The organism is Candidatus Zixiibacteriota bacterium (assembly GCA_021159005.1).
GTDB lineage: Bacteria > Zixibacteria > MSB-5A5 > UBA10806 > 4484-95 > JAGGSN01.
This window is the reverse complement of sequence record JAGGSN010000216.1, coordinates 1-23,158: the sequence shown is the minus strand read 5'-3', so window position 1 is coordinate 23,158 and position 23,158 is coordinate 1. Positions and strand designations below refer to the sequence as shown.

The 23,158-nt window shown below is 40.3% G+C and carries 19 protein-coding genes; all 19 read right to left on the bottom strand.

Annotated elements, in window-relative coordinates; genetic code table 11:
• Nucleotides 1-76: 76 nt before the first annotated feature.
• Nucleotides 77-1,129: a pseudaminic acid synthase gene (gene pseI, locus J7K40_14435; protein MCD6163595.1), complete on the bottom strand. Its 1,053-nt coding sequence runs from the start codon at nucleotides 1,127-1,129 to the stop codon at nucleotides 77-79.
• Between the two features lie 16 nt (nucleotides 1,130-1,145).
• Complete coding sequence (locus J7K40_14430) at nucleotides 1,146-1,841, bottom strand: PIG-L family deacetylase (GenBank protein MCD6163594.1); 696 nt, start codon at nucleotides 1,839-1,841, stop codon at nucleotides 1,146-1,148.
• Entirely contained in the window at nucleotides 1,834-2,514 is a 681-nt protein-coding gene (locus tag J7K40_14425; protein ID MCD6163593.1) for a methionyl-tRNA formyltransferase, read from the bottom strand. The genes J7K40_14430 and J7K40_14425 overlap by 8 nt, the downstream gene beginning before the upstream one ends.
• Nucleotides 2,515-2,517: 3 nt before the next feature.
• Nucleotides 2,518-3,081 (bottom strand): UDP-4-amino-4,6-dideoxy-N-acetyl-beta-L-altrosamine N-acetyltransferase, encoded by a 564-nt coding sequence (gene pseH / locus J7K40_14420; protein MCD6163592.1) that lies wholly within the window; start codon nucleotides 3,079-3,081, stop codon nucleotides 2,518-2,520.
• Nucleotides 3,068-4,180: a UDP-2,4-diacetamido-2,4,6-trideoxy-beta-L-altropyranose hydrolase gene (pseG, locus tag J7K40_14415; protein ID MCD6163591.1), complete on the bottom strand. Its 1,113-nt coding sequence runs from the start codon at nucleotides 4,178-4,180 to the stop codon at nucleotides 3,068-3,070. Before pseG ends, pseH begins: the two co-directional genes overlap by 14 nt.
• The gene (locus J7K40_14410; protein MCD6163590.1) at nucleotides 4,177-4,914 is read right to left on the bottom strand and encodes a glycosyltransferase family protein; all 738 of its coding nucleotides are present in this window, start codon (nucleotides 4,912-4,914) and stop codon (nucleotides 4,177-4,179) included. Before J7K40_14410 ends, pseG begins: the two co-directional genes overlap by 4 nt.
• The gene (gene pseC, locus J7K40_14405; protein ID MCD6163589.1) at nucleotides 4,911-6,146 is read right to left on the bottom strand and encodes a UDP-4-amino-4,6-dideoxy-N-acetyl-beta-L-altrosamine transaminase; all 1,236 of its coding nucleotides are present in this window, start codon (nucleotides 6,144-6,146) and stop codon (nucleotides 4,911-4,913) included. Before pseC ends, J7K40_14410 begins: the two co-directional genes overlap by 4 nt.
• A gap of 62 nt (nucleotides 6,147-6,208) precedes the next feature.
• A complete protein-coding gene (gene pseB / locus J7K40_14400; GenBank protein MCD6163588.1) occupies nucleotides 6,209-7,306 on the bottom strand; it encodes a UDP-N-acetylglucosamine 4,6-dehydratase (inverting) in 1,098 nt (365 codons plus the stop codon).
• A gap of 1,060 nt (nucleotides 7,307-8,366) precedes the next feature.
• Nucleotides 8,367-9,260, bottom strand: a complete 894-nt coding sequence (locus tag J7K40_14395) for a sugar transferase (GenBank protein MCD6163587.1) — start codon at nucleotides 9,258-9,260, stop codon at nucleotides 8,367-8,369.
• Between the two features lie 275 nt (nucleotides 9,261-9,535).
• Nucleotides 9,536-10,243 (bottom strand): CpsD/CapB family tyrosine-protein kinase, encoded by a 708-nt coding sequence (locus J7K40_14390; GenBank protein ID MCD6163586.1) that lies wholly within the window; start codon nucleotides 10,241-10,243, stop codon nucleotides 9,536-9,538.
• On the bottom strand, nucleotides 10,240-11,340 hold the full coding sequence (locus J7K40_14385; protein MCD6163585.1) for a tetratricopeptide repeat protein: 1,101 nt from the start codon (nucleotides 11,338-11,340) through the stop codon (nucleotides 10,240-10,242). Before J7K40_14385 ends, J7K40_14390 begins: the two co-directional genes overlap by 4 nt.
• Before the next feature lie 18 nt (nucleotides 11,341-11,358).
• On the bottom strand, nucleotides 11,359-12,942 hold the full coding sequence (locus J7K40_14380; protein MCD6163584.1) for a hypothetical protein: 1,584 nt from the start codon (nucleotides 12,940-12,942) through the stop codon (nucleotides 11,359-11,361).
• Between the two features lie 5 nt (nucleotides 12,943-12,947).
• Entirely contained in the window at nucleotides 12,948-13,937 is a 990-nt protein-coding gene (locus J7K40_14375) for a polysaccharide biosynthesis/export family protein (GenBank protein MCD6163583.1), read from the bottom strand.
• Nucleotides 13,924-15,741, bottom strand: a complete 1,818-nt coding sequence (locus J7K40_14370; GenBank protein MCD6163582.1) for a GGDEF domain-containing protein — start codon at nucleotides 15,739-15,741, stop codon at nucleotides 13,924-13,926. The genes J7K40_14375 and J7K40_14370 overlap by 14 nt, the downstream gene beginning before the upstream one ends.
• Nucleotides 15,742-15,770: 29 nt before the next feature.
• Nucleotides 15,771-16,592 (bottom strand): STAS domain-containing protein, encoded by an 822-nt coding sequence (locus J7K40_14365; protein ID MCD6163581.1) that lies wholly within the window; start codon nucleotides 16,590-16,592, stop codon nucleotides 15,771-15,773.
• Nucleotides 16,585-17,343, bottom strand: a complete 759-nt coding sequence (locus tag J7K40_14360) for a ParA family protein (GenBank protein ID MCD6163580.1) — start codon at nucleotides 17,341-17,343, stop codon at nucleotides 16,585-16,587. The genes J7K40_14365 and J7K40_14360 overlap by 8 nt, the downstream gene beginning before the upstream one ends.
• A complete protein-coding gene (locus J7K40_14355; protein ID MCD6163579.1) occupies nucleotides 17,343-20,321 on the bottom strand; it encodes a SpoIIE family protein phosphatase in 2,979 nt (992 codons plus the stop codon). The genes J7K40_14360 and J7K40_14355 overlap by 1 nt, the downstream gene beginning before the upstream one ends.
• 128 nt (nucleotides 20,322-20,449) lie before the next feature.
• Nucleotides 20,450-22,117 carry an AarF/ABC1/UbiB kinase family protein gene (locus J7K40_14350; GenBank protein ID MCD6163578.1) on the bottom strand — a complete coding sequence of 556 codons (1,668 nt, stop codon included), beginning with the start codon at nucleotides 22,115-22,117 and terminating at the stop codon, nucleotides 20,450-20,452.
• A gap of 74 nt (nucleotides 22,118-22,191) precedes the next feature.
• Complete coding sequence (locus J7K40_14345; protein MCD6163577.1) at nucleotides 22,192-22,752, bottom strand: hypothetical protein; 561 nt, start codon at nucleotides 22,750-22,752, stop codon at nucleotides 22,192-22,194.
• Nucleotides 22,753-23,158 lie beyond the last annotated feature (406 nt).

The following is a 23,158-nucleotide window of genomic DNA, read 5'->3' as shown; positions in this document are numbered from 1 at the left end:
CGCTTTCTTTTAGTTAACAATCATTATTCTTCATCAGCTCTAACAGATTGCCATTTTACTGCCGAATAAATTATACCTATTCGACAAGCTCCCATTGAATAGGAGAGCCTTTCTTAATATTACAATTGACTTTCTTGCCAGCGATAATATCATAATACTTAGGCGGCAATCCGTAACCCGGCCTGACCAACCTCATGTTTTTCTCTGTAAATATATCTCCGGCTTTCATATCCTCAGCCACATACAGTGACCGCTTAAACTGAAGCGATCTTTTCTCTTTTTCAGTCAGGCTATAGCTTATCTTGCCCAATGCCTGCCAGCCATGCATTGTTTCCTCTACAAGCGATTTCATCTCATCCGGTTCAAGTGAAAAAGCAGAATCAACACCTCCATCCGACCGATTAAGAGTGAAATGCTTTTCAATCGCTGTCGCCCCCAATGCTACCGACGCTACCGACACGCCTATTCCCAGCGTATGGTCAGATAAACCTACTTGAGTATCGAACAAGCTTTTCATATGCGGGATAGTTCTGATATTTGTCGACTCGGGCGATGCCGGATAACTGCTGGTACATTTAAGCAGGATGATGTCATTATTGCCTGCTTTGCGTACAGTTCTTACCGTTTCATCAAGCTCAGCGACATTGGCCAGGCCGGTTGAGATAATAACCGGTTTGCCAGTCTCTGCGATTCGCTTTAAAAGAGGGATGTCCTGATTTTCAAACGAGGCTACCTTGTATGCCGGAACATTCAATTTCTCAAGATAATCAACCGCCGTTAAATCAAACGGCGTGCTGATTCCTATAATACCCAATTCCTCACAGCGCTTGAAAATCGGCTTGTGCCACTCCCAGGGCATGTATGCTTTCTCATATAGTTTATACAGCGAATAACCATTCCACAAGCTCTTGGGGTCGTCAATTTTGAATTCCTTTTCATTAATATCAAGAGTCATAGTATCCGCCGTGTACGTTTGAAGCTTAAGGGCATGAGCGCCAGCCCGCGCGGCCGCCTCGACAATCTCCAGCGCGCGCTCAAGTGACTGGTTATGATTGGCAGACATCTCGGCAATTATAAAGGGCGGATAGCCGCTGCCGATTATTTTGTTGGCAATGACAATATCATGCATAACAAATCTCCATAATTTACAGTATTAACCTTCGGCCAAGCATAAATGCCTCGGCGGCAGTTGTTCCAATACTTGCTCCGCGCCATCCGGCAAGATGCTCTACAGCTTTTATTGACCGGGCATGAGGCCACGGACGCATTTCCGACTCGTAGGCCAAAAGAGCCTTCGATTTCAGTTCCAGCGTCGCCGATATGTCGACAAACCAATCGGGAGCAAACGGAACTGCCGATACGGGAAATTGCCACTCGGTATTTGATGCAACTTCAAAAAACAAGATGGTATTCACACCCTGATTGCCAGGCATCGGACGGCAGGCGGTAACTACTGCCTCATGAGTTCGGCGATGGTCAATATTTAGATCGCCGCAATGATGTGTGTATATTATATCAGGCTCGTAACGCTCGCTAAATCCCTCAACAGCTTTTATCACATCAAGTCGGTCGAGTGAATCCAGGCGGTTGTCGGGAAAATCATGCAGAACAAGCGACTTCACTCCCAGAATATCATTTGCCTGATGTGCCGCTTTGCTTAGTTTGGCTAAGCTGTCCTTGTTTGACTCGCGGCTGCGTTTACCATCACGGCTTGTTATGCCCTCGCCAAGTATGACAACATGCACCGCATCGCCTGCTTTTGCATGACGGGCTATTGTTCCGCCACAGCCTAATACTTCATCATCCGGATGGGCGGCTATCACTAATATTGTGCTACTCATTATCAACCTCGGTAATCTCAACATCAGCAACAATTCTGCCTTTTCTTAGAGATGCCCTCCTAAATTCAAACCTGAATTTACCTGCCTTCAAAAACGAATGAGGATAACCATCCGCATCAAGCATGCGAATATGATCATACAATTTTTCCATCCCGCTAATACTATCAATATTGCTTTGCTTGGGTTTGCGTCGAGTAAAAACAACCTCTTCGCCTGATTGTTCAACCGGTTCGGGTTGACTGTCTATTATATCTATTATCATTTCCTCTATTATTTTCCCCGCCCTGAGAAATATCTCCTCAGCTGTTCCATATAGCGATAAGGGGCGTTTTAGGTATACAGGTCCTGCATCGAGTTTTCTAACGCATCGAAGCGCCGAAATCTTAGTGTCATAAATCCCTCTGACAATCAGGTTCTGAAGCGGACTTCCACCGCGGCCAAATGGAACATCTGTCATGTGAAAAATTACGCATTCAAAATTTGCATATACTTCAGCGGGAATGATATATGACCAGTGCGGCAGAAAAATATAACGCGGGTTCAGTTTATTAAGCGTTTGAATATTCAAATCTTCTTTTCTGCTGATTAAATCAAATCTGCTGTCTGATTGTTCCTGCAAATCTTTCGCCATCTTTTCATGCCAGACACGGCTTGTTGCCAGCACATAGTTCATTACTTACCTTCTAACAGTATCCCGAAACAAATTTTCCACTGACGTTCTGCCAATTCTGCGCCATTCATCGGCGGTAATAGAAAATTGCACAACATCCGTTAACTTATCGTTTTTCATTGCATGATTTTTCAATCTACCAACTTCAGAAAATCCCAATCGCTGAAAAAATTTTTGACTTGGTTTATTGAAAGCAAGAACTTCGCCATTTACTCTTTGAAGTTTGTTTACATCAAAAATATGATTCAATGACATATAGCCCATAATCGTGCCGCTTTTGTTCGGTACGTTTCGTTCGCCAAGATAGAAACCCCACATGCAGTTACTTATTGTAATATCTATCTGAGTAAAATAGACAAACCCTATTGGATGCTCCAGATGTTCAAAAATAAGATACAATGCAGTCGACTCATCCTTGATTCGATTAAACCAGGCTCTATGTTCTTTCATAGAGATAATATGGTCGGTGTACATGTTTGTTCGCACACGGTCGGAGTTACGCCAACGCAATAAAGTTTCCAAGTCCTGCTCATTTATTTTTCGCAGGTTAAAATCATTAATATCGAGCATGGCATTCCTCCAGCATTGCAGATACTACATTATTTTCTAAGGAATGATCATGTTGGGGCATTAACCGTAAAGCATTCTCGCTAACAGTCAAAACATCATCCGGATGCCCAAGAACCCATTTTATCTTTTCCGCAAGCATCTCGACTGTAACTTCCGAATGCCAATCCATATTCCATAATGACCCTTGTCTGCCAGCCGCTCTTATCATCGCTTTCTGGTTTTCAGCAATCAAAATCGTAATCGTCGGCAAACCGAGATAACATCGCTCCCAAGTGGTGGTACCGCCGCCGCCGATTGCCAGATCCGCCTTTGCCATCAACTGAGCCATATTCTTCACCTGGCAGTGAACTCCTGTATTAGCCATATCCTTGATTATCGATTCAATATTATTTCTATGCGGGTTTGAATTTCCAATTACCACATCGACAGCGGTCTGAGATAGGCCTAACGATTTAATTGCCTTGAGAGCCTTGGCAGTTTCGTTGGTTATATCAGAACCTCCGAAAAATATCAGAATGCGATTAATATTTCCATTGCGTCTCTGCACATTATTTCTTGCCTTAATAAATTCGGGACGCAATAAAGCATACTTCAGTCCCAAAAGTTTATTGCAATAACTTGATACCAAATTGTTATAACGCGACTCAAGATTCTCATACAGGTTTTGGTCTAATAGCAAATCGCAATCATGCTTTCTGTTTGCCAGATCATCGATTACCATGATACGGCTGACATAAGCTCTTAGCTGTCTTTCCCAGCGATAGTCAAGACCGTAATGATCAACGATTAGCCAATCGATTGCGCCAATATTTTCAAGTAGAATCGACAGGACTTGATCAGCATCGGTGTCCTGACCAACCATTAGCCAACGAGCGTATTCATCCATATATTCATTCTGAAGCAGTTCCTTATCAAACGGCAGACGATGCAAGCGATATTTTTGCTCTTCGATGTAGCTGCACATATTTCCCGGCAGTTCGCGAGATATAAAGTCAACATCCGCTCCTTTATCGCGAAGGTAATCAGCTAATGTCAAACACCTCATCAGATGTCCCGTACCAATAGTTGTCGATGAATCTACTCGAATTGCTATTCTCATACTCCACACTTCCTTTGTTCGATATGCGCGTTTATCTTTGCCCATTCCGGATGCTCTCCAATCAACAGCAAACAATCCTCAAATGTAAATGCTGGTTTTTTGGGATAAATGTTCTCAAGTATGTTTTTAATTAGAATAAAATCCTCTTGTGTATCTACTGTCCAGCGGTGATGGCTCTGGTCTTCAGAGTACGCTACAGAACCCATCCTAAAATGCTCAGGATGATTGTATATATAGGGGGTTACATGTTCGCGTTCTGAATGTTTAGATGCTTTATGAAATATTTCATTTAGTATAGACGATGAAAATACCTCGCAGTCCATGCCGCGCGGATAAGTTCTTGCCTGCACATTGGAAACATAATCATAAATGTTATAATTATCTTTAAAGAAACCAATTACCTTATCGATAACAATTGGGTCAATAAGGGGGCAATCTGAAGTTACGCGCGCTATTATATCCGCGTTATATCTAAGCGCCGCATTATAATATCTTGCCAGCACATCATTCTCCGAACCGCGGAAAAATGGTATCGTCAATTGTTGACACAGTTCCACTATCGGGATATCGGCGTCATTTATTGTTGTTGCAATAACTGTTTCATCGGCAAGCGACACTCTCCGAAGACGTTCTATCTGATACTCCAGCAAACATTTGCCCATTATACGCTTGAGCACTTTGCCGGGCAGACGGGATGAGGTCATCCTTGCCTGCACTATAATAACGGTTTTCATAAAGCTGTTCCCATGATAGTTTTCAGCGAACCAATCACCCATTCGCAATCAGCTCCTGTTAAATCAGGATACATAGGCAAACTAAGCGCCCGGGCATAGTATTTTTCCGCTCCCGGAAAATCGCCCGGTTTGATTCCATAGCGTTTTCGATAATATGGCTGAAGCGGAACCGGAATATAATGCACCTGCGTTCCGATGCCTGCTTTACGCAGACGATTCATAACATCCGCGCGCGATACCCCGAACCTGTTAAAGTCTATAAGCACTGTAAACAAATGATATGCATGAAAGACAGAATCGCGCACATCAAGCGGACGGATACCGCCATCCGGGAAAGTTCCGTCAATCACTTCTCGATAGCAATCGGCCAGTTTATTCCGCCGTTCTAACGACCAGCTAAGCCGCGCCAACTGGCTTAATCCCAGCGCCGCCTGAATGTCTGTAAGACGGTAGTTATAGCCCAGCTCATGCATTTCATAATACCAGGGATTGACTTTGCCATCCGGCGACCGCGCCATATCATTGTTAGTGAAATCCTCTTTCTGCAGACCATGATTGCGAAACAATTGAAGTCTTTTTATCAACTCGGGCTGGTTTGTAGTAACGGCACCGCCCTCGCCCATAGCCACATGCTTAACCGGATGGAACGAGAATACCGTCATATCGCTATGAGAACATCCGCCTATATTATGCCTATGACCATCGTGTTCATACCAAGCTCCGACAGCATGGCAGGCATCCTCGACAACTTTGGCGCTATGCTCTACAGCAAGAGAATGTATAGCTGTAAGTTCTACTGGCTGACCGGCAAAATGAACAGGTATGATGGCTTTTATTTTATGCTTATCATCGGCTTGCAGAACCTTGCTAAGCGACTTAAGGTCAATCAAGCCGTTATAGGGATTAATATCAATAAAACGTACTTCCGCTCCAACAAATCTCGCGCAGTTTGCCGAGGCAAGAAATGTATTTGAGGAAACCGCTATCTCATCACCGGGACCTATCCCTAAGGCAAGCATCGTTAGATGCAGGGCAGCTGTGCCGCTGGAACAAACCGCAGTATGCGATGCCCCTACTTTTTCAGTCAGCATTTTCTCAAATGCCGGAACTCCGGGTCCCTGGGTCAGCCAGTCGGATTTTAAAACCTTTATAACGGCTTCAATATCAGCCTCAGAAACATGCTGTTTCCCATACGGCAAAAACCCTGTATGACTTTGGGTTGATGTTGACATAAATTAAAATACTGCCATAATAATTTGATTCATAAAAACGATAATGATACTTCCAACTATAATTAACTGCCGGCTAAAATATCCTTTAGCTCATGGCGGACAATCTTCATCTTTGATTTTCGACGCTTTTCTAAAACTGTTGGCATATCTTCAACCGAAAACTGCGAATCAACTTGCTCGCGAATCAAGCTGCGCAATTCATCAACTGTCAGCCATTCGGTATTCGTTCCGCTGCCATAGGAATAACCATTAGCGCAGCGGCTTCCCTCGAATGTTTCCATGTATTTGCCAACATCCCAGAGATTCATTGACGGCTGTATAACGAAATAATTCTTAAATTCGATAGAGTTAATAGCATCGGTTTCGGTAATCATCTGTTCATGAAGCTTTTCGCCGGGACGAATACCGATGATTTTGTACTCACAACCCGGAGCAATTGCTTCGAGAAGATCGAGAATGCGATAGCTGGGAATCTTTGGCACAAATATTTCGCCGCCCCACATGTTAGCCATAGCAAACAAAACTAATTCCACGCTTTGTTTCAATGTTATATTAAAACGGGTCATCCTGGTGTCGGTTATCGGCAAAACTTTTTCTTTGCGTTTTTTCAGGAAAAATGGAATCACACTTCCCCGGCTTCCCATAACATTGCCATAGCGAACCACCGAAAATCTGATGTCTCTGTTGCCTCTGTAATTATTGGCTGAAACAAACAGCTTATCCGAACAAAGCTTGGTAGCACCATAAAGATTAATTGGCGCCGCCGCTTTATCAGTGCTTAAAGCTACTACTCTTTTTACGTTTCTATCTATGCAGGCTTCTATGATGTTTTGAGCACCCAACACATTTGTTTTAATTGCCTCAAAGGGATTATATTCGCAGGCCGGCACCTGTTTCAAAGCGGCCGCATGCACAACATAGTCAATTCCCTCCAAGGCTCTGTTGATGCGGTTTTTATCGCGCACATCACCGATAAAAAACCTCATCTGCGGATACTTCGATTCGGGGTATTGATCACGCATTTCAAACTGTTTCAATTCGTCTCGTGAAAAAACAACTACCTTTTTAACCTTTGGGTATTTTTCAAAAATCGTTTTAATAAAATTCTTGCCAAATGTTCCCGTACCGCCGGTTACTAATATTGTTTTGCCTGCAAGCATTAACCAATCTCCTGATTATGAGCTATGTCAAGTTCTTTTTATTATCGTAATAATTTTAACACATCTATATCCAATCTTTAAATATTATCGGAAGCAACTGCTTAAAGATTAGATTATTGGTAAAGCTATAGATATTTAAGTTGTCACGCGAGGATGTACACTAGCCGCGAGATTCCTTCGGACTGTTGATAAAAGCTTGTATCGATAAATAATCAATAAAATGGAAATATTTTAGTAATTCTCATTATATATATGTCATTGGTAGGATAGACAGAAATGTTTGACCTTTTACCAATAATCTTGAGCTAAAATATATTTGAAGGCGTGAGAACAAGCCGATTGCTGATATCAACATCTCTATGCTTCAGGATATTGTCCGCCGCGGTGTTTGTCTGGATGGATATCCTAAGGTATAAAAATGCTCTGCATTCTCAATTGGTTCCTGATATTGTTTCTATCATATTATTGTCCATGAGATTAAATGCTTATTCCTGATAACAAAATTGATTTTATCAATAATAATGGTTAGCCAACAGTAGGGCAGGTCTCTCCGAGACCTGCCTATTCGGTGCGTATATCTAAACTACTGCGGTGATATATTATCTCATCTATCACCTAAAATAGGCAGGCCGCCTCAGACGGCTAATAATTGTTTTATTAGTTAATCATACCTATTTGATATTATCGTAAATCAATAAATATTCTCCGGGTGTCCCAATTCGGAAAACAGGACGATTTTGCTTGAGGATATTTGTTTTCAAAGTCCCCCGCCAGTGGCGGGGGATTTAGGGGTGTGTTGACGTTTGTAAAATAACAAAATAGTTATCTGATACTTCACTTTTCTGTGAGTTTTTACACCAAATGTGTAATAGTATCGATTCATAGCAATGCCTTATATGATAATCACCACCATAATAAAATTCCAACCTGCCGGCCGGCGGGCATGGCTGCAAGATCCGGGTTCAAAGAAAACAACGTTTTTAACGCCAAAATAAAAAGGGAAAGGCCAAAACCTTTCCCTTAGACAAACGCTTTAATTGCTATGCGTAAAGTATTCCTATTACATCCCCTTAGCCGCCAAAACAACATAAATTGTCTTGAACATAATTTTAATATCCCGAATGATATTCAAATTCTGGATGTAATCGATATCGTATTTAACCTTAACCTTGGTGTCATCAACAGATTCATCATATTTATGCTCAACCTGAGCCAAACCGGTTAAACCAGGTTTCACCAGCAGCCTATGCTCATAATTGTTTATGATATTTCTGAGCTTACTAATAAAGAATTCCCTTTCCGGACGAGGACCAACTAAGCTCATATCGCCTTTTAAAATATTGAAAAACTGGGGCAATTCATCGATACGCGTGGCTCTTAAAAATCTTCCCAGCCGAGTGATTCTGGGATCATTCTGAGTGGCTAAAACCGGTCCGGTATGTTTTTCAGCATCCTGACGCATAGTGCGGAATTTGATTACCTTGAAAACCTTGCCATATCCCGGTGCCTTTCGGCGGTCATCAGCGCGATTTTCAGGGCAGCCATCAACACTCATCAGGCGACGATTATTGCGGCGGCGGTTTTTGCCAATCCTTGGCTGACAAAAGAACACGGGGCCAGGAGAATCTATTTTTATCAATATCGACACCACAATATAAAACGGTAGCGATATAATAATGCCAAATAAGGCGCCAGTAATATCAATCAATCGCTTTAATCCCCATTTAATACCATAAATACTATATACTCTCGACACGACGCTCAGTATAGGCCTTATCGCCAAAACATTGCTTATGGCATTAACCAATAAAACCAAATTTGCGAAAAAATATTCACCGCTGAAAAACTTTATCCTTATGGCAACATCATTCCAGAGCTTGCTCTGGCTGCCGATAACAGTTCCTTCTTCCCAGTATTGAGAAAGCGGATTTGCTATTGGACTTTGATATCTCATGAATTCTCCTGATTATTTTGAGTCGTACTACCCTTTTTTGATTATGGGAATTGCAAATACTCTGCCATTCACTGAATTAAAATCATTCAACTATTGCTAACCCAAAAAACAAACGAGGGCTAATGGCGTAAGTCGCAAAACGGCAATAGAATACGAAATATAGAAAGATTATTTTACGGGTATAATCACAAACAATAAGACATTAATTGAGTTGTTATGACAAAATTAGTATAGCAATCAATTTCGCTTATGCACAGAAATGCATAATAGCTGCATTAATTTTTAATTTTAGGGCGGGTTTTATTATAGTATTTATTCGAGTAATACCTTGATCTATAATAATATGGCAAGACTTCTTCAAAATTATTAAGGATAACTCCAGCTATATTTATTTTGGAATTTTTAAGAAAATTAGCGGCTCTTTTCACTACTTCCTTGGGTGTCATGCCAACACGAATAACCAATAATACGCTATCGACTTCGCTGGCTATTATTATCGGATCTGAAACAGGGATTATCGGAGGTACATCTACAATTATTAAATCAAAATAAAATTTCAATTCCTCAAAAACTTCTCTGAGTCTGTTTTGATTCAATAAAAGCGTCGGATCTCTATCAACTTTGCCTGCGGTAATTATGCTTAAATCTGGAATCGAGGTTTGTTTTATCGCTTGTTTGATAGAGCATTTTTTATCAAGGATATCTGCTAAGCCATTTTCTTTTGGCAGCTTAAAAAAGTTGTGCACCATAGGGCGGCGCAGATCAGTATCTAAAAGCAGGATTTTTTCGCCCGATGTCTCGGCAATCGATATGGAAAGAAAAGACGCTATTGTAGATTTGCCTTCCTCCACTGTCGATGATGTAATCATTACCGATTTTAAATCGCCCTCATAAGAGCTTTTTATATTCGAATACAGTCTCCTGAACTCTGTTCCTTCTATTGTTTCTCTATCATAATAATTAATGATTGATTCTTTTTTCATTTTAATATTGCCTTTAATAGCGTTTTCAATCCCTTAAGTTCGTTTTGAATCAGCTTCAGGTTTTTCAAAGCTATTCTATAGTCGGGGTTAAGCTTTAAAGCTCTCTCGAAAGCTTCAATAGCGCGATCGCTATGGAATTGAGTTAGTACCGTATAACTCATCCCCAACTCATTATACAGGTCGGGATAATTGGGATGTATTTCAAGAAGTTTCTTTATGCTTTTTATATGTTTTACAACAATATCCTCGCGTAAAAGTTCATTTCTGAAAAGATATTCAAGTTGAAAATCGTATGTTCTCTTGGGAAATTTCCCAATAGTAACTATATCGAAACCCCTGCTAAGTTCGATAAATGCATTTTCAAGGTCTTTGTTATTAAGAGCCTCTAAACCTTTTTGATAATGTTCGTTTTTAAACATCGGATCAAACCCTACTGCCTTAACGAGCAAGTTTAAGGCATTGTCTTCCAAATCCTGAGCCAGGTTGTAGTCTTCTCTTTTTATGCCATTAAGTATAATAGCCATAGCTAAGTTATAATAAGCTTCTGCATAATACACGTTCAGTTCAATGGCTTTTTCAAAGCTTTTGGATGCCTTAAAACATTCACCCATTTTTAGCAAGGCTTTGCCCATATTATTATAATAATCAGGGAAATCGGGATTCAGTTTGATCGCTTTGTTGAAACATTCATTGGACTTCTTGTAATTTTCAAGTTCCATATAAGTTAAGCCGAGATAATTCATCAGCCGCGAATTTTTGGGCGCATTCTTAACGCCCCGTTCGAAAACAGCAGCCGCTTCCTTATACAATTTCTGTTCAGCTAACGACAGGGCTAATTTTTCAAGTATGGATGATTCTTTTTCATCGATTAACTCAGCATAAAGTTCGCTAAGTTCGGAAAATTTTCCAAGTCTATTCCTGTGATATTCATCAACGGCGCTGGCTGCTTGATTTTTATTTTCCGGAAGCTTGAACTCAAGGCTATCGATAGGATGTCCATCCTTGAACAAAACACTGACACCCAACCCTGTTTCAGGATCACCGGAAGTTTGCAGGAAAAAATCCTTGCCCATTCCTTTCAGCTTGCTTGTTAACATCAACTTCTCCATAAATCACTAACCATTCTTAAATTTCATATATATAATAGCGGCAGCCAACAGAATACTCACGACAAAGCCTATATATATCAATGCCCTATCTTTTCGCTTGATAGTATAAGGAGTTGAAATACGGGGAATAGTTGCGATAACCGAAAGATTGAGGTATTCCTCGACATCTTCAACTTTCTTAAACGAATCATCAAGCATCATCAGAATAAGAATCGCGCCGCTGCCAATCATAATCCCCAGTATTATTCCGAAAAGTATCATCTGACTGCGATTAGGGCTTATGGGACCCAGCGGCATAACCGCCGGCTGAACAATCATAAATTTGGATTGCGCCTCAACTTTCTTAGCGCTTTGGTCAATTGCCGCATACTGTGAATGCTGCACGAATAGCTGATACAATTCCCGGTAGCGGTCAACCTCAGATTGAAGCCTATCCATAGTAACCTCAACTGCCGGGTCGCGGGATAATCGAGATTTTATTTTACCGATACTCTTCTGCATAGCAGAGATTTTCGTTCGCATAAATTCTATATTAGTTTCAAGAATTAGATAACGCGATAAATCAGCGGCCGATTCAGTCGCAATATCGACATATGCTTTATCAACATACAATTGTATTTCAGACCCGATTGAGGTAATAATATCCCTTGTTTCCTGATTCAATGCCACAACCTTGGCATCACGCCAGCTATAGCGTCCTAATAGCTCTGCCAGACGGGGGATGGTATTCATTAATTGATTTTTTTGTTTCTTGATATTTTCAGGAAGATTAATAGTATTAGGCTCAATCCCGCGAAGCCGCAAAATTAATTCAATATCGGATTTCTCGTTTTCCGCTTCAGAAATATCAATATCAATAGCCTCCACAGCCGAAAATATTGCATTAAGGTTGCGATTCAGAGTCGTAGTATCCTCATCAACTGAAACGACAATCATATTTTGTCTGAATCGTTTTAACTTGTTCTGAGCATTATACAATTTTTCGCGATAAACAGCCAACTGCTCCTCAGTAAAGGAAATACTGCCTTGGATGCCGGCTAAATCTTTGGCCAAGCTTTCCTCAAGAAATATCTCTGCTAATGTCAATGTCATTTTATGAGCCATAACCGGCAAGGCTGATTGTACCGTTATCGTAACAATATTCGAGCCAGACATCTCCACCCCGATTTGCTCTCGAATAGTCTGAACCAAAATGTTTTCAGAAAGCTCCGCAGCCGAAACTCCCGGCAAGTTTGCCGCTCTGCTGGCGGCGGATGCTCTAATCCACTCAGGAATCGGTATATCAAGTTTGGCAATAAGGCTCTTAATATATTTAGTCGATCTAATTTGATTCGACATGGCATTTTTGATGTCAGCCGTACTCAGCCTTCTGTAAACTTGCATTTCAAGCCCTCTTTGCACAGACGGAGGCAGGATATTCGATTCATCGATAAGTATTGACGTTGAGGATTCATATACCGGTTGAATAAAAAACGTAGCTAATATCGCCGCTAACGGTACAATTATAACAGGTATAATCAAATACCATTTAAATTTCACAAGAAGCTGCCAGATTTCCCGAATATCAAATGCTTTTGCAGTTTTTATCATATTTCTTACTCGGCCGCCGCAGTATTGTCATCGGCTAAAGCATTAACCAAAATCGTTGTCGCTACTGTCGTTACAATAGCCGAAACAACAGCCGGCACCACTATTTCCGGCAGTCTCGACCAGAATGTATCCTCCTGTCGGAAGGGAATGATTATAGTGTCTTCCGGGTGAAGGCGATACCGCATAGGCCGACCCGACTCGGTATATTTATGAAGATCAAAATTCAATACCGATGAATATCTGACATCTTTTAAAACAACCCGTACATTTTTTATATCTGCTTCCGGAGTTGTTCCACCGGCGGCGGCTATGGCATCAACTAATTCGATATCCTCGGAAAGTGTTTTAGCTCCGGGTTCATTGACCGCGCCATAAATAAAATAGACATTCTTTCCTTTAAAAGCCTGCCGGCCATATAATTCCTGAACACCTTCATATGGCGAAAGGGGAACGTCAATTAAATCCTTGGCCATAAGTTTTGGCAAATCAGCTAAGCTGCCGTTATGAAAATGCTTCAATAAATCAACCTTGATTAAATTGATTTTCTCATTCTCCTGACGAATGATAGTAACGGATGACAGGTCTGCCTCGGGCAAGGCTCCGCCCGCCTGCCTGATTACATCCAGCAAATTAGGTATCCGCTCAAAATGATATTCACCCGGATTATTCACGGCGCCGGTTAGTGCTATTGTCTGGCTGTTATACTCAATAACCACGACTGTTGCCTGAGAAATGCCCGGGTTATAAAATGATATTTGTTCGACTATCAGCTTTGCCAGGTTTGAGGTTGTTAGTCCCTCGACCGTTAAGTCGCCAATGACCGGAAGAGTTATTTTGCTGTCCTCGCCAACTCTAACCTCTGAGTTTAGATCGGGTTCCTGCCAAAAACCGATGCTGAGAACATCGTTTTTGCCGATTCTGTATGAATCATCCTGCCCAAAACAGGTAATCCATAATCCCATTATGATAATAACAATAAGATTACAAGTCTTCATGAATCCTCATATCTTTTAATTGCTGCTGTATACTGCTATTTAATTTTTTGTCCTCTAAAAGTGAGTTGTTAAACATCATAGACCGATTCCGTCCGTCTGCTTTTGCCTTTAATAAAGCCATATCCGAGCAATAAATCAAACGATCAGCCGTCTGGGCATCAACCGGGCAAATCGCCCCCCCAATCGAAACTGTGATATTGCACTCGTCTTTAACAAACTTGTTTTTAAATCTATGGTTTTCGATTTTCTTACGCAGCCTTTCAATAAAAATCAGGCTGTTGGCAAAACCCGTATCAGGCATAATTACACAAAATTCCTCGCCGCCATAACGGCTAACCACATCAATCGCTCTAACACTGCTGGTTACAAGTTTGGTTATATTTTTCAATATTTCATCGCCTGCCTGATGGCCATAGTTATCATTAAACGTTTTGAAATTATCAATATCAAATATTACTAATGCCAACATCCTGTTAAAACGCTTGCCTCTAAATATCTCCTCATTCAGCCTTTTATAAAAATACCGGTAATTATAAAGCTTTGTCATACTATCGGTATACGACATCTTTTCTATTAATTTATATTGATGAATATTTCCTAAAGCCAGTGATGCCATATTTGTCAGGGTCGAGAATAATTCGAGATCTGTTTCGCCATAGGGTTTTCCTTCCTTGTTGTGTCCTATCAAAACAATACCATAAATATCCTCGGTGATTGTAAGTTTTTCCATCGCCGAAAAGCCGCTTGATAGTGCTGACTCGATAAAATTATCAGGTTTTGGCAATCCGGAGCCAACTATCGGCAGCAATAAAACTTTATTATTAGTTGCCAACAATTTATATATATCTGAATTCCTTGAAAGTTCAAGGGTTAGATTTATATTCTGATTGAGGCCGTTATTCATAGCCGGTTTAAATAAATTTGTATTATCGCTATCACGCAGTAAAACCATTACCTGCTGCGGCGCCAGGTTTTCTCTTACCGAATTGACGAATATCTCTATTAAACGCTTTTTATCAAATACCGTAAACATATTGTTGGATATCTCATAAAAAGAATGCAAATCAATTATTTTATGTTTTAATTTTCGCGATAATGTAATGAGTTTGGTATTGGTTTCATCAAGTTTGACTTGCATCGCCTTGGTTTTTTCATTTTGCTTCTTGATATTGCTATTATTGCGGCAAATATTATATAGTAATGGCCAGACTGCTCTGTTAAAATCAACATCGATACAGTATTTAGCAAGATCGCTCTGTGAATCTTCTCCTACAAATAAAATTTGGCTGTAATTGAAATTATAATAAAAGATAAATAATTTTTTAGCCGTATTTGGCATATTAGCTATAGTAAAAAATTGCTTGAATTTCTCAACATCTATCGGTAAACCCCAATAACTGCCGTCTCGCAGGCTATTAGCATTATTTCCGCTAATCACCTGCCTAATTAAATCGACCTTAACAGGTTTAATTGACCTCAGTTTAAAGCCAACTCCCATCACTGGCAGAAACATATTGCGGTCTGAACAAAACACCACAAAATTGCCAAGATTGAATTTCTTTTTGAATTCCTCAGCGGCCAGCAGGACAGGGCTTTTTCTTATTGTTTTACGGTAAGACCCAAAAACAGACTGATAAAGATCACATATTCCCTGCTTGACGGAGAAATCGGAGCGTATTTTATACAAGTCAATTGTCATTTCGCGGCGGTGCTGATGGTTTTTGCGAATTTTAAAAGATAGTATTGCTATTACAGCTCCCGCAATCAACAAAATAGTAAATAGAATAAAAACTAATGCCGCCATAAACTTACTTCAAATTAATAAAATACTGTCTATTTTGCAAATCTTCGGGTTCTGGCAAAATTAAATCTTTTCTTCTTGGAACCAAGTTCCAGTTTTCTTAATGTCCACCAGGTTTGAAAAAATCCAAGTCCGGGAAAATCTATAGCAATAGTCTTCTTTATTTCGCCCACGCTAAGAAACGGGTCCTTACTCACAACATCCATAATCACCTGCTTCAGGTTTTTTGTTTTATCGTGAGATTTTTCAGTTTTTACGGGATGTGCCGCGTCGGTTGAGTTTAATTGTTCGTTTTTATTTTCCGAAACATTATTAGATTTTTTCTTGGTCCTAGCTTTAATTTTTATTTTTTCCTTAGTGGCAACTTCGCCCATCAACATTTGTGGGTCTTTGGCAGGTCTGTTTTCAGTATTGTCGTCGATTTTTTCTTCAGGCACTATGGTCATTTCGGATGATTTACTTTTATTTTTTTGTCTGCCAGTCGGTGTACCGCCTAAAAAATCGCTCTTTGCTTTGGCAATGTTATCGAAGGCTTTCAATATGCTGTCAAATTCAAGCAGTTCAAAAATTTCATACACATTGGGAATCATACGGGCAAGTTTAATATCTCCATTATTAAGTCGGATTTCCCTGATGTTTGAGATAAAGATACCCCAGCCTGCCGAGGAGATATAATCCACGCCGCCAAGGTCGATAATTATATTGTATCTTTTTTGCTCCAGCAATGAAATGGTAACCTTCTCCAGTTCGGATGCGGTCATAGTATCAATAACGCCATCCACTCGAATAACGGTAATTTCTGCCTTGATTTCGGGATACTGGGTAGTTTCTACCGAAATTTTAATATCACTCATATACTCCTACCTTGCTTAATCTTTTTAGAGCTTCTTTTACAAAGCGGTAGTAATCATAAGCTCCATGTGAATATGGCGCATATTCAAAAATGGTTTTATTGTTCATTTGCGACTCTTTAATTTGAGTATTAACGCGAATAGTCGAATCAAAGACTTTATTTTTATACCTCTCTCTCAGATTATTTAATATCGTTTTTGAGATTTTAGTCCTTACATCAAAAAAAGTCGGTAATATTCCAAGCAACTGAATCTCTTTATCTAGATTTTTACTCATTTCGCGAATCAGTTTCAATGTTAATCCGGCACCTTCCAAAGCAAAATAATCCATAGATACCGGGATTAAAACCGTATCAACATAACACAATACATTTGAATTTATTATATTTATTGACGGAGAGCAATCTAAAATTACAATATCTACTCCAGTAAATCGCTCAAGAGCCTTTGCCAGCGGGTAATCAGTCTCGAGTTGCTGCGCTAAGTAACGCTCTACCAGAAATATATCGCTTCTACCCGAACCCACAAGATAAAGATTCGGCCGAACATCATATATATCAACCTGACCGCTTAATAACAGATCGGATAACCCCTGAACGCCATTAAGGTCGAATGCCAGCGAGGCTGACCCCTGCGAATCGCTGTCAACGAGCAATACCTTTTGCCCCATCAGGGCAACAGCATGGGCAAAATTAATCGCCGTAGTCGTTTTTCCGGTTCCGCCCTTGGAGGCTATTATCGCTATTTTATGCATTATTTATTAAATTTCTTCATCAGTTTCTTTTCGTATTCAGCCATATCGCTTAGAATATCATCCTTGGTTTTTTTCTTGGTGTCTTTCTTATGCTCATCTGTTTTATCGTCATTTACCGACGATGTTTCAACGAGTTTAGATTCTGCCATCTGGGAATCTTCCGGTTCAGGTTCAATATCATCGCTGTCATCAGGCTTAATGGCTTTACTGTCGATATCGATTTTAACATCGCTTACCGGGGCAACTTCTACAAGCTTAATCGGCGTTTTATCCGAAATATCAGCGTTTTTTATTGATTCCTCAACTGCAGATTCTGCTTTCAATGACGTTAACCCATCAGCGCTTTTATCCAGACTGTGTATATCTCCATCCATTTTGGTTATCATTGAGGTAAACATCCCGGCAATTTCTTTGCCGCCATTCAATTTCTCAAGCTCTTTAGCAATTTCTTTATAGAGATTGCCGCTTTTAGCAGAGGGACCCAATTGCTTCAAATGCGAAAACACTTTGCCTGTTTCTTTAGTGATTTGTTTAACCTGCCTCTTCTCGATATTAATTTTCAAGTCGTCGGCATATTGATCTCTATCCAAATCCTTCTGTTTTTCGCGTAAAATTTCTTTTTCTAAAAGTTCTTTCTGCTCTGATTTAAGTTGACCGACTCTATCCACATAGGCAAGTCGAAGTTTCTTTGTATTCAGCCGCATATTGATTAATTCATCATAGATATTTTTAACAGTATAATTCTCCCCCAGCTCCGCCATTTTTTTCTGAATTCTGGCGGGACCCAACAAGGGAGATTCGCGAACTATATCTAGTATTATTTTCCGAGCAGTATAGGGAAGCTGTTTTATGCCGGCATCCGCTCTTAAATTTTTATTCAGCAAGCCTGCTTCGCCAAGTTCTCTATATCTTCTGCGATACTTGTAAAACGTTGATGGCGATACTCCCATTTCCTCGCAGGCATCCTCTATCGATATCCCCTCATTCTCAACCATATCAAGCAGGCGTTTTCGTTTTTCGAGCACAAGCTCATCAGCCATTATCTTTTCTTTGACTACCACTAAGGTAATATCATCATTCTGGGGTGCATTGCCGGTGAATTGGACAAGGTCTTTATCTAATTTTTGGACAAATTCCTCGGGCGAAAAGTATGAATTCTCTTTAATAAAATTAATCAGCCGGTCGTTGCCATATTGCTCCGACCTGTTGTTCATCGCTTCGGTGATGCCATCAGTGTAGATAACCAGCATGTCATCCTTTTTAAGCTTTAGCTTATCAGTTTTCAAGGCGCCGCCGAAAGAGATGTCATCAGGCAATGTCATGCCCAATGGTATCCCTTTGGGGTTAAGAAAGTAGCATTTTTCGGTGTCTTTGCGATATAGAATCATCGGATTATGACCCGCCGAGGCGAATGAAATCTGGCGTTCTTTTGAATCGAGGACTATAAAAAATATGGTGATAAACATTCCCTTTTTAACATCCTCAGCCACAAAATTATTTACTTTTGCCAATATCTCCGCAGGCGATTTATTGTCTCTGGCTTCCAGCCTGATAGCAGTTCGAATCATTGTCATAACCAAAGAGCCGGGCACGCCCTTGCCGGAAACATCCGCAACGGCTATACCGAGAGTCTCTTCATCAATCCAAACGAAATCAAAATAATCGCCGCCGACATCCTTGGCAGCGCGGTAAACCGCCGCCAGCTCATAACCCTCTATTTCAGGAAACCTGTTGGGTAACAAGGCATGCTGAATTTCCTGGGCAACCTGCATTTCTTTTTGCAAAAGTTCTTTTTCGACTACGCTGTCTTGGGCATTTTTAAACTTGGTGGTTATCTCATTAAAAGCGCGGGCAATCTCAGAAAACTCATCCGTGCCCTCAACCGGTAAAGACTCCTCAAGATTGCCCTGCCCGATTTTCAGAACGCCCTCTGTTAACTTTTGAATTGGTTTTACGAAATAATTTGAGAGAATATATACCGAAACCAAGCCGATGATTGTCCCTAACAAGACAAAGAATAGTATTATTCTTCGCGAATCTTTAAGTTGTTCAGCCAATCCGGTTTTAGAAAATCCAAGATGTATCTCACCCAACTTCTGTTCATTTAATTTTATCTCCGTAATCATATGATAAATAGAACCAAATTCATCACTGTTAATATCCTGTAATTGATCGATAATAGTTGTGTCTAATTCGGCTGGGTATATGTAGGGAGATAACAGATTTTGAGGGTTTAAAACATCCGCCCAAATCAGGTTATTATTATCTACTATAACGATATATTTAAGATTAGGGTTGCCATCAAGCCCGGACCGAGCCAGACCCGACAATTCCAACTCATTGCCGACTACTATTTTATCCGAGGCATTTAAAGCTGTAATATGAGCAAAATTTACAGCATCATAGAAAAAACTGTCTTTAATCGTATTGATGTTTCTGTGATCATAATAATAGCCTATTGCGCCGGCGAGAACTACCACCAATAACGATGCCCACATTGTGAATTTTAAACGTATAGAAGCTCCTTTGGGAGTCAATTTTCTCTGTTTTTTAGGCTTAATGTTTTTAACCATCCGCAATTCGTTTTCGCCATCACGGCTGTAATAATCGACAGAATCCATCATTTTGCGGATTAGGTATAACCCCAAGCCGCCTTTACGGCCTGTTTTCACATAACGATTAAGATCGGGGGAATCGGCGCGTCCGAAATCAAATTTTCTGCCTTTATCGAATATCGAGAATACAACTTTATTCGGGAAAATTCTTACTCTGATGCGAATCGTGCCCGGCCCGTAAAGGTAGGCGTGACGGATGACATTTGTGCACGCCTCCTCAATAGCCAGCATGATGCTGTTTTTTTCCTTAGTGGAAAAGTTTAGGTCGGCAATAGTATCTCCGATGGAACGCCGGATATCCTCCAGCAATTTCTCATCGGCGTCAAAACTCATGAATATTTCAGAAGGTTTTTTCAATGCCATTAACGAGCCTCATCTATATTATCTTAATAGTATACGTAAATATGATGTTAATGTAAAGATGAATTGCTGTTTAGCGATGTATTATTATTAAAATGGCAGAAGCCATCCATCTAAGGCGGACTATACCGCTATAATTTTCCTGCCCTTAGTATTGATATAACGAGGAAAATGCCCAGAATGCCGGCGAATAAAAATCCAATTAAACCCATAACAGGGAAATCGAATATCATGATGCCTTTATCGACAGTCATTATTAGTGATGAACCGACAATCAAAGCTGCAATCAGCATTGATACCGACAAGCGATTCGATGATTTATCTATTTCTCTTATTAAATTCTCCAGCCCCTTATGCTGCATCCGAACCTGCAATTCGCCTTCGCTAAGCTTGTTTGTAATATGGCGTATCTTTCGCGGTAATTCAATCAGCAGCCATTTTAATTCATCAGCGCTGCGAATTAAATCTTTTATGAAATTACCGGGGTTGTACTTTCGAGCGGTAAGTTTTTTAACATACGGAATCATCTCAGCGAAGAAATTGAATTCCTGATAAAGCACGCGTGCCAGTTCCTCATATATCATTAAGGCTTTTCCCAGAAGCATGAACTCTGCCTGGAATCTGATATTATATCTCTGGACAATGATGAAAAAGTCATTCATTGCCAGTTTCATATCAATACGAGCTAACGACATATGATAGTATTTTAACATCATTTCGCTTAAATCCTGCTCCATCATCCGGAAATTGACATCATCTTCGATAATCTCCGCATTCTGCATAACTCTTATTACGGTTCCGGCATCCTTAGACATAAAAGCGATAATTAAATCGGCGAGATAATTCATCTGTGAACCGGATAGGACGCCCATCATGCCGAAATCAACCGGCGCGATAATATTGTTTTCGCAAACAAATAGATTCCCCGGATGCGGGTCGGCATGGAAAAAGCCATCCTCGAAAATCATTTTCAGGACTAAGCGCGCTCCATTTTTAACTATTATTTCAGGATCATAACCGGCTTTTTTTAGTTCATCGATTTTAGATATTTTGATGCCGTCTATTTTTTCTAAAACTATTATCTTAGAAGTGGAATATTCAGAGAACACTTTCGGGATTTTTATACCGGGTTCATCTTTAAAGTTTTCCGCGAATATCTCTAAGTTTCTGCTTTCGTTAAGAAAGTTAATTTCTTTCTGAGTCGATCGCGACAATTCCCCGACAATACCTTTAGGGTCAAATTGATTGCTTTCCGGAACATTTTTTACTAATAGCTCGGCAATATCATAGAGGATTTTCATATCAGGATCGATGATACCCTTAATACCCTCTCGCTGGATTTTAACAACTACTTGAGTGCCATCTTTGAGAACAGCGTTATGAGCCTGTGCTAATGATGCGGAAGCAAAAGCATCCTCCTCAAATTCTGAAAAGTATTCAGACAACGGACACTTAAGCTCGGCAGTTAAAATTTCCTTAGCTTTCGCCGACGGCATCGGTTCCACCTGGTCTTGAAGCTTGGAAAGCTCTTCGATGTATTCAATAGGCAAAAGAAACGGACGGGTGGACATAATCTGCCCAAGCTTGACAAAGGTAGGTCCTAATTCATCAAGGGCAAGCCGTAGTCTTTCTGGAGTGCTTTTAAAACTGACTTTGGGTGATTTTTTGCCGAGCTTAAGCGGTGAAGATAGATTCATCCGGTACACAATATCGCCAAAGCCGTGTTTAACCAGTACCCTGGCAATCTGATTATATCTTCGCAGGTTTTTAAAGCTTCTATCTGGTCTGGGTAAAATCATATTTAATATTAACGTCTAAACGAAAAAATTAATATAACTATTATCGAGAATTTGCAGAATAATTGATAACATTATTAACTATTAATCTTTTTTGACATCTCCTCAAGCTTAGCCGATAACTTTTCCACTTGCTTGTTCAACTCGTCAATACGTCCGCTTACATTAATTTTATCAACCGCTGTATTGACCTTTTTCTCAACCACATCTTTGACTTTCACACTTGAGGTTTCAATCTTTTCAGCCATTTTTTTCATAGCTTCAGCCTTTTCGCTTGATGTCATTTCGCCTTTTTTAACCAGTTCATCAAACATCTCCTCCATTTTCTCTTTGGAAATATGTACTGCCCCGATAGCCGCCAGCATTAGTTTTTTCATAATATCCATAACGCCTGCTCCTTTCTTGATTATTAGCTGTTCAATAACACTTTCGTTTTTTTTCAATGAAATTATATCATCAGTTGAATTTGACAGCACCGTTACTAAGGTCTGAACAGTGATGTCCTTTCCATTTGAATGGTCGATTACCTTGATTGGTATGCCCTTATCAATATAGCGCTTTATGTCATCAAGCTTGATGCTTTTCTTAAGCTCCGTATCATAAAGGCGCCGGTTTTTGTAGCGTTTTATTATTTTCATGTTACTATCATTCTATCGTCATAATTATAGTGCACTGCACTATAAATGTTCCAGAAAAAAATATTTTTTTCATGTGGGCGGCACACGTCCTCGTGTGCCCCTTATTAATTTGCAGCAGACGAGTTCGCCTAACTCATCTTCTACAGTTCGATTTGTTAAGCAATTTACTATAAGCAGGTTACAAAGCGCAAAAAAGTGTAGTGCCTCACTTTTTCAGCTTATTACAACAAATTTAGACCGTCTGTTTAACATTTTCCTGCCTGCCGGCGCCCGCCTGTCTGCGGACATGGGGCATGGCGTAAAGTTGGAGGCATCGCCACACCGCTAACCTGGGCTACCTTGCCTATAGTACCTTTCGTTTCATTACGGATGATGTAGCCTTTGTCGTTGATGGTTACCTCAAGCT

What these genes read in the sequence shown, in the direction of transcription:
- pseI (MCD6163595.1), bottom strand. Translation starts at nt 1,129, where the DNA reads ATGCATGATATTGTCATTGCCAACAAAATAATCGGCAGCGGCTATCCG.
- J7K40_14430 (MCD6163594.1), bottom strand. Translation starts at nt 1,841, where the DNA reads ATGAGTAGCACAATATTAGTGATAGCCGCCCATCCGGATGATGAAGTA.
- J7K40_14425 (MCD6163593.1), bottom strand. Translation starts at nt 2,514, where the DNA reads ATGAACTATGTGCTGGCAACAAGCCGTGTCTGGCATGAAAAGATGGCG.
- pseH (MCD6163592.1), bottom strand. Translation starts at nt 3,081, where the DNA reads ATGCTCGATATTAATGATTTTAACCTGCGAAAAATAAATGAGCAGGAC.
- pseG (MCD6163591.1), bottom strand. Translation starts at nt 4,180, where the DNA reads ATGAGAATAGCAATTCGAGTAGATTCATCGACAACTATTGGTACGGGA.
- J7K40_14410 (MCD6163590.1), bottom strand. Translation starts at nt 4,914, where the DNA reads ATGAAAACCGTTATTATAGTGCAGGCAAGGATGACCTCATCCCGTCTG.
- pseC (MCD6163589.1), bottom strand. Translation starts at nt 6,146, where the DNA reads ATGTCAACATCAACCCAAAGTCATACAGGGTTTTTGCCGTATGGGAAA.
- pseB (MCD6163588.1), bottom strand. Translation starts at nt 7,306, where the DNA reads ATGCTTGCAGGCAAAACAATATTAGTAACCGGCGGTACGGGAACATTT.
- J7K40_14395 (MCD6163587.1), bottom strand. Translation starts at nt 9,260, where the DNA reads ATGAGATATCAAAGTCCAATAGCAAATCCGCTTTCTCAATACTGGGAA.
- J7K40_14390 (MCD6163586.1), bottom strand. Translation starts at nt 10,243, where the DNA reads ATGAAAAAAGAATCAATCATTAATTATTATGATAGAGAAACAATAGAA.
- J7K40_14385 (MCD6163585.1), bottom strand. Translation starts at nt 11,340, where the DNA reads ATGTTAACAAGCAAGCTGAAAGGAATGGGCAAGGATTTTTTCCTGCAA.
- J7K40_14380 (MCD6163584.1), bottom strand. Translation starts at nt 12,942, where the DNA reads ATGATAAAAACTGCAAAAGCATTTGATATTCGGGAAATCTGGCAGCTT.
- J7K40_14375 (MCD6163583.1), bottom strand. Translation starts at nt 13,937, where the DNA reads ATGAAGACTTGTAATCTTATTGTTATTATCATAATGGGATTATGGATT.
- J7K40_14370 (MCD6163582.1), bottom strand. Translation starts at nt 15,741, where the DNA reads ATGGCGGCATTAGTTTTTATTCTATTTACTATTTTGTTGATTGCGGGA.
- J7K40_14365 (MCD6163581.1), bottom strand. Translation starts at nt 16,592, where the DNA reads ATGAGTGATATTAAAATTTCGGTAGAAACTACCCAGTATCCCGAAATC.
- J7K40_14360 (MCD6163580.1), bottom strand. Translation starts at nt 17,343, where the DNA reads ATGCATAAAATAGCGATAATAGCCTCCAAGGGCGGAACCGGAAAAACG.
- J7K40_14355 (MCD6163579.1), bottom strand. Translation starts at nt 20,321, where the DNA reads ATGGCATTGAAAAAACCTTCTGAAATATTCATGAGTTTTGACGCCGAT.
- J7K40_14350 (MCD6163578.1), bottom strand. Translation starts at nt 22,117, where the DNA reads ATGATTTTACCCAGACCAGATAGAAGCTTTAAAAACCTGCGAAGATAT.
- J7K40_14345 (MCD6163577.1), bottom strand. Translation starts at nt 22,752, where the DNA reads ATGAAAATAATAAAACGCTACAAAAACCGGCGCCTTTATGATACGGAG.